Raw genomic sequence first — 12,871 nt, forward strand, 5'->3', positions numbered from 1 at the left:
GGGCCGGCGGGCCTCGGGGATAGTGGACGCCTGACTATCACCGAGGATGACATGAACGCCAACGAATCCCTCTTTGCCGCATCCATGCCGACGCAGGACGTGTCGGCCGACGTACTGCAGGAAAAATACGCGAAGGGCGACGAGACGACCGTCGCGCAAGTACGCGCCCGCGTGGCGCGCGCGCTGGCCGCGCACGAACCCGAGCCGCTGCGCCTGGAGATGGAGCAGCGCTTCCTGTGGGCGCAGGACCACGGCTTCGTGCCCGCCGGCCGCATCAACTCGGCGGCCGGCGTCGGCCTGAAGGCCACCCTGATGAACTGCTTCGTGCAGCCCGTCGGCGACGCGATCAGCGGCCGCGACGGCGCCATCCCCGGCATCTACGGCGCCGTGGCCGAAGCGGCGGAAACCATGCGCCGCGGCGGCGGCGTCGGCTACGATTTTTCCGCGATCCGCCCCGCCGGCAGCCTCGTGAAAGGTACGCGGTCGCGCGCGTCCGGCCCCGTGTCGTACATGGCCGTGTTCGACGCGTCGTGCCGCACGGTCGAATCGGCCGGGGCGCGCCGCGGCGCCCAGATGGGTGTCCTTCGGATCGACCATCCCGACATCGAGGCTTTCGTCGCCGCCAAGGACGGCGGCGCGTTCAGCAATTTCAACCTCTCCGTCGGCGTCACGGACGCGTTCATGCGCGCCGTGCTGGACGACGATCCCGTCGAGCTGACCCACGCGGCCGAGCCGGGGCCGGACGACCAGGCCAACGGCGCGTACCTGCGCCCCGACGGCCGCTGGGTCTACCGCACCGTGCGGGCACGCGACCTGTGGGACAAGGTGATCCGGTCGACCTACGACCACGCGGAGCCGGGCGTGCTGTTCCTGGACCGCATCAACGGCGAAAACAACCTGTACTACGCCGAGACGCTGGCGGCCACGAACCCGTGCGGCGAGCAGCCGCTGCCGCCGTACGGCTGCTGCGACCTGGGCTCGCTCGACCTCACGAAGTTCGTGCGCCAGCCGTTCACGCCGGAGGCGCGCTTCGACCTCGACACGTTCCGCGAAGTGACGGCCGTCGCCGTGCGCATGCTCGACCTCGCGCTCGACGCCACCGAATGGCCATTGCCCCAGCAGGCGGCGGAAGGCCGCGACAAGCGCCGCATCGGCATCGGCTTCCTGGGCCTGGGCAGCGCGCTCGTCATGCTGGGCCTGCGCTACGACGCCGACGAGGGCCGCGCGTTCGCCGCCGACGTCACACGCGCCCTGCGCGACGCCGCGTACGAAGCATCGGTGGCGCTGGCGCGCGAAAAAGGCGCGTTCCCGCTGTTCGACGCCGAGCGCTACCTGGATGGCGCGTTCGCGCGGCGCCTGCCGGACGACCTGCGCGAAGCGATCGCCCGCCACGGCATCCGCAATTCGCACCTGATGTCGATCGCACCCACGGGCACCATCGCGCTCGCGTTCGCGGACAACGCCTCGAACGGCATCGAGCCCGCTTTTTCGTGGGTCTACCAGCGCAAGAAGCGCATGCCGGACGACAGCACGCGCATCTACGAGGTGGCCGACCACGCGTGGCGCCTGTACCGCCACCTCGGCCACGACGTCTCCGCACTGCCGGCGCAGTTCGTGACGGCGCTGGAGATGTCCGCGCAGGACCACCTCGGCATGATGGCGGCCGTGCAGCCGTACGTGGACGGCGCGATCTCGAAGACGGTCAACGTGCCGGCCGACTACCCGTTCGACGACTTCAAGGATTTATATACGGAGGCGTGGCGCGCCGGCCTGAAAGGCCTGGCCACCTACCGGCCCAACGCCGTCACGGGCAGTGTGTTGAGTGTCGCGCCGCCGCCCGCGGCCGAAGCACCGGGCGATGTGGATCCGCTGCGCCGCCGCTTCGAAAGCCGTCCGGCGGGCGAACTGGAATCGGTCACCTCGAAGGTCGAATACACGACCCAGGAAGGCAAGAAGACGGTGTATCTGACCATCAGCTTCATGCGCGTGGAAGGACGGCTGAACGGACGCGACCTCGCCATCGAGCGCCCGTTCGAGTTCTTCATGCCCGCCAACCAGCGCAGCGACGGCCACCAGTGGATCACCTCCACGATGCGCCTGCTGTCGCTGGCCGCGCGCGCCGGCAGTTCCATCGCCAAGGCCCTCGCCGACATGCGCGCGGTCGTGTGGGAGAAGGGACCGGTGCGCTGCGGCCAGCTGACGCGGGCGGACGGCGTGCAGGTGCCGATGTACCACGATTCGGAAGTGGCGGCGATCGCCTTCATGCTGCAGCGGATCCTGATCCGGCGCGGCTTCCTGGACGCCTACGGCAACCAGGTGTCCGCCGACGCGCTGGACCGCCTGCTGGCTCGGCGCGGGACGCCGGACGAGGTGCCGGCACCGGGCATCGCGGCGGTCGAAGAGACGGGCGCCAAGTGCCCGGAATGCGGCGCGCGGGCGTTGCGCAAGGTCGACGGCTGCACGCGCTGCACGTCGTGCCACTACCTGGGCGGCTGCGCCTGATTCGTAAAACCTGAAACCGGTTCAAGGACAGGGGCGGCGCGCCGCCCTACCCTGACGGTGTACCAACGACCCAACGCAAAAGGAGCATCATGCAACACGATTTCCAGTTCTCGGCCCCTCTCGCCTTCGCCGACATCGAACGCCTCACGAGCGCCTTGTGCACCCTGCCCGGCGTGCGCGGCATCGACCTCGAACCGGGCGGCCGCGAGATGCACGTGGAGTTCGACGAGGACGCCACGTCGACGCAGGACATCACCGCGGCGCTGCTGGGCGCCGGCTACGGCGAAGCGCGCAAGGAAAAGAGCGGCGGCTGCTGCGGCGGGTGCTGCGGTGGCTGAGAGCCTTTCGGCCGGCGTGCGCCGCCACGCCTGGCTCGCCACCGCGATGACGGCGCCGATGATGCTGATGCCCGCCGTGCTGGCGTGGCAGGAGTGGGCGGCCGGCGATCGGATCGCCACGTGGGCCGGCGCCGGCGTCGCGGCGCTGGCGATGGCCGGCACGGTGGCCGGTATCGATGCGCTGATGCGGCGTGACGATCATTAGGAGCGCCTGACATCCCGATGCGATACGTAGTGCAACGGTATGGCACTGCCGATACAAGAGCCTCGAACCCTTGGCCGAGTTGCGCGACCTGGAAGAACTCGTGATCGCCACCTTTCCTGACGAGTCGTTCGAATTCCTTGGAAGGCTCCAGAATCTCCGCTATCTACGCATCGTGCACATGCCCAGGATCAGCGATCTCGGGCCGCTGGCCACGTTGACGCGGCTGGCATCACTATCGTTATCGACGCTTCCAAGCTGGGACGCGTCCGGGAGGACCACCACCATCCGGTCGCTCGATCCGCTCACGGCAATCCCTGGGCTGGCCCATCTGGAACTTCTAGGTATCTGCCCGCCCGATAAATCGCTCGGTCCCCTCGAGAAGTGCAAACGTCTCCAGACGGCCCGGGTCTCGCAATACCCTCAAGCCGAAATAGACCGCTTCTTTGGCCAGACTAGCGTCGCTGATCGGTTCAACCCGGAACCAACCATTTCGTAGTTCATCAATGTCGGCCATCAACGCAACCGCCATCGTTGCGCTGTTGCGACGTACGCAATGTCTCCACTGTTAACACGCAAGCCCATGCATCGTTCAGTAACGAGTTTGCCAATCTATAAAGTCGACGCATTCACCAGCCAGCTTTTTGGGGGAAACCCGGCCGCTGTGATCTTGATGGAGACGTTTGCGGACGATGGACTCCTACGTCAAATTGCTGCCGAAAACAATGTTCCGGAAAGTGCCTTTCTGGTACCGGACGGTGACAATTACCGCCTGCGCTGGTTCACGCCCACGGTTGAAGTGCCGCTGTGTGGCCATGCTACGCTTGCAAGCGCTGCCGTCGTCATGGAGCGGCTGCAGCCAGGGCGCACGACGGTGACGTTCGATTCGGCGAGCGGCCCCTTGACCGTCAAGCGCATGGGCGACCGGTACGTGATGAATTTTCCGGTACGCGTGCCGCGATCGATACCACTTCCAGAGAGGCTGACCGAAGCACTGGGAATCGAGCCAGTGGAGACGCTGGACGACGGTTTTAATTACATCGCAGTACTGCAGGATATGGAGGCCGTCCGTAGCCTGGCACCAGACATTGCCGCGATCGCGCGGCTCGACCGCCCCGGCGTCGTCGTCACCGCTCGGGGAGACCGGCGATGGGATTGTGTGAGCCGCTATTTTGCGCCCGCCAAAGGAATACCTGAAGATCCGGTGACCGGCGGCGCTCACTGCGGACTCGCGCCGTATTGGAGTGCACGCCTGGGAAAGACCGAACTCCGCGCATTCCAGGCTTCGCCTCGTGGTGGCGAACTGACGTGCCGGCTCGTCGGCGACCGTGTCGAGTTGGAAGGCGCTTGCGTGTTTTATCTGGAAGGTAAGGTTGCCGTTCCCGTTGATCAAAACGCCGAACGTGGCTACCGTTAGACGCGCCCGGCGGATTCGAGCCTGAACATGCGGATCGTGTCGTTCAGCGTATGCGCCTGTTCCTGCAGGGCCTGCGCTGCGCCGGCCGCCTGCTCGACGAGGGCCGCGTTCTGCTGCGTCACGCTGTCCATCTGGCCCACGGCCTGGTTGACCTGTTCGATGCCGATGCGCTGCTCGTCGCTGGCCGCCGTGATGTCGGCCATGATGCCCGTCACCTGGCGCACGCTGGCCAACACGCGCCGCATGGTGTCGGCCGCGCGGCCGGTGAGTTCGGTGCCGCCCGCGATCTTCGCGGTCGAATCGTCGATCAGGTGCCGGATCTCGCGGGCCGCGGCGGCCGACCGCTGCGCCAGGTTGCGCACCTCGGTGGCGACGACGGCGAAGCCCTTGCCCTGTTCGCCCGCGCGCGCCGCTTCCACCGCGGCGTTGAGCGCGAGGATATTGGTCTGGAACGCGATGCCGTCGATGATGCCGGTGATGTCTGCGATGCGGCGCGCGCCGTCGCTGATCTCGTCCATCGTGGCCGCCACGCGCGCGACGGCGTCGCTGCCCTCGGCGGTGATCGTCGCCGTGGCCGCCGCCAGCGCGTTCGCTGCGCGCGCATTGTCCGCGTTCTGCTGCACGGTGCCGGTCAGCTCTTCCATCGACGAGGCGCTCTGCTGCAGCGCGCTGGCCTGCATCTCCGTGCGCGCCGACAAGTCCATGTTGCCGCTCGCGATCTGCGAGGACGCCGTGGCGATCGTCTCGGTCCCGCGCCGCACTTCGCCGACCATCGTGCAAAGGCTCGCGTTCATCGCCGCCAGCGCGCCGAGCAGCTCGCCGACTTCGTCCTGCGAACCCGCCTCGATCCGGCTGGTGAGGTCCCCGCCGGCCACGCGCTGCGCCACCGCGACGGCGCTGCGCAGCGGCAGCACGATCGAGCGCGCGAGGCGGACGGCGAACACGAGGCCGACGGCCAGCGCGGCGCCGCCCAGCGCCAGCATCAGCACCCGGCCCGACGCGATCCGGTCCTGCACGGTCTTGCCCGCGGCGACCGCGCGCCCCTTCTGTAGCACGTTGAGGTCATGCACGGCCTGCTGCAACACGTCCAGGCGCGGCAGGGTTTCCGCCAGCACCAGTTGCTGCGCCTCGTCGCGCTTGCCCGCGTCGACGAGGGCGTTCACCTGCGTGAACGAGGCCACGTACGCCTCGCGCCGCTCGGTCACCCGGGCCAGCACGGCCTTGCCTTCTGCGCTGGCGACGAGGCTGCGCAACGTGGCCAGCGCACCGTCGATCTCGTGCCGGTTCGACGCGATTTTCTCGCGCACCCGGGTGCGGTAGCCGTCGTCCGGCGCGAGGAACAGTTCCAGCGTGCGGCGCGCATTCGCCCGCGTCATCGTGTCGATGGTGGCGGCGGCTTCCGCCTTGGCCCAGTCGTCGTCGATCAGCGTCGCCGTCGCCCGGCCGACGTCGTGGAAGCGCTGCAGCCCGACCGCGACCACGAGCGCGAGCAGCACCAGCACGAGGCCGAAGCCGGCGGCAAGGCGCGTGCCGATCCTGAAGTTTGACATTTTCATATGAATTCCTCTCGTTTCGACACATTCTTGCCGATAGGAAATCAAGTCTAGCGGCAGCCTGCGTGGCCCGACATACGCCGAAAGAACTAGCTCCCGTCATCCGTCATGCCGACAGCCAGAGTGGCGCGCGGTCTCTACAATCTTCACCATCACCCCTTTGGAGAACCGCAATGTTGCGCGACCGCTACGGCCGAACGATCGAATACCTGCGCCTGTCCGTGACGGACCGTTGCGACCTGCGCTGCACGTATTGCATGCCGACGGGTTTCAAGGGGTTCGAGGAGCCGGAGGACTGGCTCACGTTCGACGAGATCGAGCGCCTGCTGCGTGCGTTCGCCCGCCTCGGCACGCGCCGCATCCGCCTGACGGGCGGCGAGCCGCTGCTGCGCCGCCACGTGACCGACCTGGCCGGCCGTATCGCCGCCATCCCCGGCGTCGACGACCTGTCGCTGTCGACCAATGCCACGACCCTGCGCCGCCACGCCGAGGCGCTGCGCAAGGCCGGCGTCGCGCGCATCAACGTCAGCCTCGATACGCTGGACCGCACCTGCATGGAATCGATCACGGGCCGCGACAGCCACGCGCGCATCCTGGACGGCATCATGGCCGGCAAGGAGGCCGGTTTCGATCCCATCAAGATCAACATGGTCGCGATGCGCGGCGTGAACGACGGCGAGATCGAGCGCATGGCGGAATTCTGCATCGGCCACGGCTTCGTGCTGCGCCTGATCGAAGTGATGCCGATGGGAGAAACCGGCCAGAACGCGGCCTACATGGACCTGCAGCCCGTGCGCGAACGGCTCCAGCAACGATTCGACCTCGTGCCTCAGGCGCTGGAACTGGGCGGCGGACCGGCGCGCTACCTCGCCACCCGCGACGGCAGGAGCAGCATCGGCTTCATCACGCCGATGTCGCAGCATTTCTGCGCCACCTGCAACCGCGTGCGCCTGGCGGTGGACGGCACGCTGTACCTGTGCCTGGGCCAGGAAGAGAAATTCGAATTCCGCCCGCTGCTGCGCGCCGGCGCCAGCGACGCGGAGCTCGAAGCCGCGATCCGCCACGCCATCGAACTGAAACCCCACCAGCACGACTTCACGGCGCGGCCCGAGAAAATCGTGCGCTTCATGTCGCAGACGGGAGGCTGACATGCAGGACATCGAACGCTTCATCCGCGGCTTTTCCCGCTTCCAGCAGCGTTTCATGAGCGAGCCGGTCGTGCGCGCCTCGCTGCGCGACGGCCAGCATCCGTCCACGCTCGTCATCGGCTGCTGCGATGCGCGCGTCGACCCGGCCCTGCTGACGGGCTGCGACCCGGGCGACATCTTCGTTGTCCGGAATATCGCGAACCTCGTCCCGCCGTGCACCGCGGACGCGTCGGCCGGCGTCAGTTCCGCCATCGAATTCGCCGTATGCGGCCTGGAGGTGGCGCGCGTCGTCGTGCTCGGGCATGCGCGCTGCGGCGGCATCCGGGCCCTGATGTCGGGCCAGCGCGTGACCGAGGAGACGGATTTCGTCGCGCGCTGGATGCGCATCGCGGAGCCGGTGCGCGCGGAAGTGCTGCGCGCGCTGCCGCACAAGCACGACGACGCCCGCTGCCGCGCCGCCGAGCAGGCCAGCATCCTCCATTCGCTCGACAACCTGATGACCTACCCGTGGCTGCGCCGGCGCGTGGAAGCGGGCAAGGTCGCGCTGCACGGCTGGTATTTCGACATCGGGACCGGCGAGCTACTGGCCTACTCCCCGCGCAAGCAGGAATTCCTCAACCTCGTCCAGCCGCTGGACGCCGCGGCATGACGACGCCGCCCGCTTATCCGCCGATCCCGGGCCACCTGCGCCTGTCGACCCGCATCGCCGGGGCCCTGGTCGGCTTCCTGCTGCTCGCGCTGACCGCCATCGGCACGACGTTGTGGCTGTCGTGGCAGCTGGAAGGCTCGGCGGCCGCCATCAACGAAACGGGCGGCGTGCGCAAGCAGGAATACCGGCTCGCGATGCTGCTCGGCCGCGAGGTGCGCGCGCCCGGCGGCGGCTACGCGCGCGACGCGCGCGCGCAGATCGCGTCCATCGATGCGACCCTCGCGCTGATCGATCGCGGCGACCCGCAGCGTCCCCTCGGCCTGCCGCCGACGGCCGCCATCCGCGACAGCTTTTCCATGGCCACGCTGCGCTGGCAGCGCGAACTGCGGCCGCTCGCGCTGCAGGTGCTGCAGGCACGGGGCGACGAGCGCCTGCCGCCGCTGCGCGACTTCCTCGGCCGGGTCGATGCCTATGTCGCCCAGATCGACGCCATCGTGGGCCTGATCGAACGGGACAACGAGGTGCGCACGTTCTGGCTGCGCTGCTCGCAGCTGGCGCTGATGGCGCTGGCGATGGGCGGGACCGTCGTCCTCGTGTACCTGATGTTCAGCCTCATCGTCGACCCGGTCGAGCGCCTGCAAGCGGGGATGCGCAGCATGGCGGACACGGATTTCGGCGTCCGCCTCGACGTGGCCAGCCAGGACGAATTCGGCCAGCTGGCGGCCGGTTTCAACCGGATGGCCGACCGCGTGGAACAGGTCTACGCGAGCCTGGAAGACAAGGTGCGCGAGAAGACGGCCGCACTGGAAGGCCAGAACCGCGAACTGGCGCTGCTGTACGACAGCGCCGCCTTCCTGCAGGTGCGCCAGACGCTGGAGCCGATGTGCGAAGGCTTCGTCGAGCGCATCATGCGCTACTTCGGCGCGGACGGCGGCTCCGTGCGGCTCATCGACGCCAATACGGACAAGGTGCATCTCATCGTGCAGGCCGGCCTGTCCGACGAGATGGTCAAGGCCGAACGCTGCATGCCGGTCGGCGACTGCCTGTGCGGCGAGGCGGCGCAGGGCAAGCACCCCGTCGTGCGGCTGCTGCGCGCCGTGCCCGGCCCCGACGTGTCGCGCTGCGCGCGCGAAGGGTTCGCGACGGTGTCGGTGTTCCAGATTTTCGCCCAGGACCAGCACCTCGGCGTATTCAGCCTGCATTTCCGTAGCGAGACGTCATTCAACGAACGCGAGACCGCCCTGCTCGAAACGCTGGGCCGGCTGCTGGGCACTGCCATCGAGAACATGCGGCTCGCGGCGCGCGAGCGCGAAATGGCCATCTCGGAAGAGCGCAACATGGTGGCGCGCGGCCTGCACGACAGCATCGCCCAGGGCCTGAACTTCCTGAACCTGCAGGTGCAGATGCTGGAACAGTCGCTGCATGACGGGCAGCAGCAGGATGCGGCCGCGATCGTGCCGCTGCTGCGCGCGGGCGTCAAGGAAAGCTACGAGGACGTGCGCGAACTGTTGCAGAATTTCCGCAGCCGGCTGGAAGAGGATGACCTCAACAGCGCCCTGCGCAAGGCCGTGCGCAAGTTCCGCGACCAGACGGGCGTGGAGGCCAGCTTCAAGGCCGAAGGGGGCGGCGGCCTGCCGTTCCCGCGCGAGGAACAGCTGCAGCTCCTGTTCATCGTGCAGGAAGCGTTGTCGAACATCCGTAAACACGCCCATGCCGACAAGGTGCTCGTCCAGGTCCGCGACGGCCAAGACTTTTCTCTATCGATCAGCGATAATGGCGTCGGGTTCGATGCCGCCGCCGTGCCCGCGTCCGGCGACAGCCACGTGGGATTGCACATCATGCGCGAACGGGCCCGGCATATCAACGCCGACCTGGCCATCGAATCCGGGAGCGGCGCCGGCACCACCGTCCGCCTGTACGTCCCCAGCGCGCACCGGCGGGCCGCTTGAATCGAATGGAGTCGTGTATGGAAGAAGCCCTCGAGCCGATCAGCGTGCTGCTGGTCGACGATCACACGTTGTTCCGCAGCGGCGTACGTTCGCTGTTGCAGCGCAATCCGCGCTTCACCGTCGTCGGCGAGGCGTCGGACGGCATCGACGGCGTGAAGCGGGCGATGCAACTGAAGCCCGACGTGATCCTGCTCGACCTGCACATGCCCGGCATGACCGGCGTGGAGACCCTGGAACTGATCCTGCAGGGCTGGCCCGAGGCCGCCGTCATCATGCTGACCGTGTCCGAGGAAGGCGAAGACCTGGCCACCGCCCTGCACGCGGGCGCGCGCGGCTACCTGATCAAGAACATCGACGCCGACTACCTGCAGCGCGCCATCGAGCGCGCGGCCGCCGGCGAATCCGTGCTGGCCGAATCGATGGCCGCCAAGCTCGTGGCCCAGCTGCAGAAACAGCGCGAACCCAAGCCGGCCGCGCCGCCGTCGGACCTGGACAAGCTGACGCCGCGCGAACGCGAGATCCTCGCCTGCCTGGCGCGCGGCGAAAGCAACAAGCTGATCGCGCGCGTGCTCGACCTGGCCGAGAGCACGGTCAAGATCCACGTGCAGAACATCCTCAAGAAGCTCGGCCTGTCGAGCCGCGTGCAGGCGGCGGTGTTCGCCGTCGAGCAGGGGATCGGCAGCGGGCCGGATCGGCAGGGTTGATCAGCGCAGCGCGAGCAGCGCCTGTTTCGCGTCCTCATACGCGGCGGTGAGCAGCGCCATCTGCTCCTGCGCATCCTCGAAATTCTCCGCCTTCCCCATCAGTTCGAGGTTCGTGCACGGCACCCGCATCCGGTTCGCGCCGACGAAATCGATGCTCGACAACAGGTAGTGCGCGGTCGCCGCCAGCAGCTGCCCGTCGTGCTCGCGCACGGCGTGGTCGAGCTTGTGCAGCAGTTGCGGCACCTCGCCCACGAACGCGTTCACGACGTCCTCCAGCAGTGAGGCATCGTCGTCGATGGCGCGCAGCTGCGCGATGCGGGCCGGGTCCAGAACGGCGTGTCCTGTGCGCCGCGCCGCCACGTGGTCGCGCGCGGCGGCCAGCGCCTTGTCCAGCACGTCCATCTCGATCGGCTTCGGCACGTAGTCGTTCATGCCCGCGTCCAGGCAGCGTTCGCGGTCGCCCGGCATGGCGTTGGCCGTCATCGCGATGATGTAGGGCGCGTTGGCGCCGCGGAAGCGCTCGCGCAGGCGGCTTGTCGCCTCCAGGCCGTCCATTTCCGGCATCTGCATGTCCATCAGGATCACGGGATAATCCTGGCGCTCGAGCGCCGCCACGGCTTCGAGGCCGTTGCCGACGACGTCCGCGCGGTAGCCCAGGTGGCGCAGCAGTTGCCGGATCACCTTCTGGTTGATCGTGTTGTCCTCGGCGACGAGGATGGCGAGATCCGTCTCTTCGCGGGCCGGCGCCGGCGCCGGCCGCGCCGCGGCCTGGCGCTCGCCCAGCACCTGCTGCAGCGCTTCCAGCAGCGCGGCCGGCTTGATCGGCTTGCTCAGCCACGCGGAAAATTCGCGCACGGCCTCCCCGTCCGCACCGGTGTGGCGCTGGCCGACGGACGTCAGCAGCACGAGCGGCAGCGCGGCCCTGTCGCGATGCTTGCGCAGTTCGCCCGCCAGGCGCGCGCCGTCCATGTCGGGCATCTGCATGTCCAGTACTGCGACGTCGAACGGGTGGCCGTCGCGCACGAGGTCCAGCGCCTCCACGGCCGACGCCGCGGCCAGCGGCGACATGCCCCACAACAGCGCCTGCTTCATCAGGATGCGGCGGTTGGTCGCATTGTCGTCGACGATCAGGATGCGGCGACCGCGCACCGTGGCTGCGCGGTCGCGCAGCACGTGTTCGGCCAGCTGGTCGTCGAACGCGTCGGCGACGATGGCCGCGCTGAACGTCGAGCCGCGTCCCGGCTCGCTGTCCACCGTCAACCCGCCGCCCATCATCTCCGCGAGGCGCCGGCTGATCGTCAGGCCCAGGCCCGTGCCGCCGTATTTACGCGTGGTCGTCGCGTCGACCTGCGTGAACGAGTGGAAGATGTCGTCCAGGCGGTGCGGCGGGATGCCGATGCCCGTGTCGCGCACGGCGAACACGAGGCGGTAGCCGCCCTCCTCGCGCGGCTCGCCCGACACGGTGACGACGACCTCGCCGTGGTGCGTGAACTTGATCGCGTTCGACAGCAGGTTCACGAGGATCTGGCGCAGCCGCGTGGCGTCCGCGAGGATCGTCGCGGGCACGCCCGGCTCGATCATGTACGCGAGATCCAGGTTCTTGTCGCTGGCGCCCGGCGCGAGCAGGTCGAGCGCTTCCTCGACGCAACGGCGCACCTCGAACGCGTGGCGCTCCAGGTCGAGGCGCCCCACTTCCAGCTTCGAATAATCGAGCAGGTCGTTGATGATGGCCAGCAGCGCCTCGCTGCTGGAGCGGATCGTCTCCGTGTAGTCGCGTTGTTCGTCGTCGATCTCCGTGTGCAGCAGGAGGCTCGTCATGCCGATGACGGCGTTCAGCGGCGTGCGGATCTCGTGGCTCATATTGGCCAGGAACATGCTCTTGGCCTGCATGGCCGCTTCGGCGCGGTCGCGCGCCAGTTCCAGCTCGCGCTCGTAGGCCTTGCGTTCCGAGATGTCCTGCAGGATCGCCGTGAGGATCACGCGCCCGCCCGCCGCCGATTTCGAGATCGTCGCCTCGGCCGGGAATTCGCTGCCGTCCTTGCGCACCGCGTAGATGGTGCCCCGCTCGCCCATGCGCCGGGCCGTGCGCTCGCCGTGCTGGAAGCCGGCCACCCGCTCCGCGTGGCCGGGACGGAAGCGCGGCGGCATCAGCATCGCCAGGTCCTGGCCCGTCACCTCCGCGGCCGTCCAGCCGAACACCCGTTCCGCACCCTTGTTGAACAGGATGATCTTCTGCCGCTCGTCCGTGCAGATCACGGCGTTTTCGGCGATGTCGATGATGTTGCTGAGCTGTTCGGGGCTGAGTGCGTGCGGCATAAGCGGTTCCGTGCGACTGGGGCGCAATAGGGGCGATAGAGGGCAATAAGCGCCATCGTACACGGACCTACGCCTTTATGACTAGGGCGCCTA

The 12,871-nt window shown here is 68.1% G+C and carries 11 protein-coding genes; 9 read left to right on the top strand and 2 right to left on the bottom strand.

The window, feature by feature from the left end:
* Positions 1-51: 51 nt before the first annotated feature.
* The 5 genes from QPK29_RS01885 to QPK29_RS01905 all read left to right on the top strand — a co-directional run bounded on the left by QPK29_RS01885 (position 52) and on the right by QPK29_RS01905 (position 4,459).
* On the top strand, positions 52-2,502 hold the full coding sequence (locus QPK29_RS01885) for an adenosylcobalamin-dependent ribonucleoside-diphosphate reductase (RefSeq protein ID WP_371769467.1): 2,451 nt from the start codon (positions 52-54) through the stop codon (positions 2,500-2,502).
* 89 nt (positions 2,503-2,591) lie between these two features.
* Complete coding sequence (locus QPK29_RS01890; RefSeq protein ID WP_056125087.1) at positions 2,592-2,840, top strand: heavy-metal-associated domain-containing protein; 249 nt, start codon at positions 2,592-2,594, stop codon at positions 2,838-2,840.
* Entirely contained in the window at positions 2,833-3,045 is a 213-nt protein-coding gene (locus QPK29_RS01895; protein WP_371766683.1) for a hypothetical protein, read from the top strand. The genes QPK29_RS01890 and QPK29_RS01895 overlap by 8 nt, the downstream gene beginning before the upstream one ends.
* Positions 3,046-3,115: 70 nt before the next feature.
* Positions 3,116-3,541: a hypothetical protein gene (locus QPK29_RS01900; RefSeq protein WP_371769468.1), complete on the top strand. Its 426-nt coding sequence runs from the start codon at positions 3,116-3,118 to the stop codon at positions 3,539-3,541.
* An 84-nt stretch (positions 3,542-3,625) separates the two neighbouring features.
* On the top strand, positions 3,626-4,459 hold the full coding sequence (locus QPK29_RS01905) for a PhzF family phenazine biosynthesis protein (protein WP_371769469.1): 834 nt from the start codon (positions 3,626-3,628) through the stop codon (positions 4,457-4,459).
* On the opposite strand, the gene QPK29_RS01910 is transcribed toward QPK29_RS01905, so the two are convergent.
* A complete protein-coding gene (locus QPK29_RS01910) occupies positions 4,456-6,015 on the bottom strand; it encodes a methyl-accepting chemotaxis protein (protein WP_371769470.1) in 1,560 nt (519 codons plus the stop codon). The genes QPK29_RS01905 and QPK29_RS01910 overlap by 4 nt on opposite strands.
* Positions 6,016-6,185: 170 nt before the next feature.
* Between QPK29_RS01910 and moaA the strand changes: the two genes are divergently transcribed.
* Genes moaA through QPK29_RS01930 form a run of 4 tightly spaced genes read left to right on the top strand, consistent with a single transcriptional unit; the run spans position 6,186 to position 10,462 of the window.
* Positions 6,186-7,160: a GTP 3',8-cyclase MoaA gene (gene moaA, locus QPK29_RS01915; RefSeq protein WP_056125101.1), complete on the top strand. Its 975-nt coding sequence runs from the start codon at positions 6,186-6,188 to the stop codon at positions 7,158-7,160.
* Position 7,161: 1 nt separating this feature from the next.
* Positions 7,162-7,809 carry a carbonic anhydrase gene (locus tag QPK29_RS01920; protein WP_056125103.1) on the top strand — a complete coding sequence of 216 codons (648 nt, stop codon included), beginning with the start codon at positions 7,162-7,164 and terminating at the stop codon, positions 7,807-7,809.
* On the top strand, positions 7,806-9,758 hold the full coding sequence (locus QPK29_RS01925) for a type IV pili methyl-accepting chemotaxis transducer N-terminal domain-containing protein (RefSeq protein ID WP_371769471.1): 1,953 nt from the start codon (positions 7,806-7,808) through the stop codon (positions 9,756-9,758). The genes QPK29_RS01920 and QPK29_RS01925 overlap by 4 nt, the downstream gene beginning before the upstream one ends.
* A gap of 17 nt (positions 9,759-9,775) precedes the next feature.
* Positions 9,776-10,462 (top strand): response regulator, encoded by a 687-nt coding sequence (locus QPK29_RS01930; protein ID WP_056125107.1) that lies wholly within the window; start codon positions 9,776-9,778, stop codon positions 10,460-10,462.
* On the opposite strand, the gene QPK29_RS01935 is transcribed toward QPK29_RS01930, so the two are convergent.
* Entirely contained in the window at positions 10,463-12,778 is a 2,316-nt protein-coding gene (locus QPK29_RS01935; protein ID WP_371769472.1) for a response regulator, read from the bottom strand.
* Positions 12,779-12,871 lie beyond the last annotated feature (93 nt).

Origin of the sequence: Massilia orientalis (genome assembly GCF_030411975.2) — a bacterium.
GTDB classification, from domain to species: domain Bacteria; phylum Pseudomonadota; class Gammaproteobacteria; order Burkholderiales; family Burkholderiaceae_D; genus Telluria; species Telluria orientalis.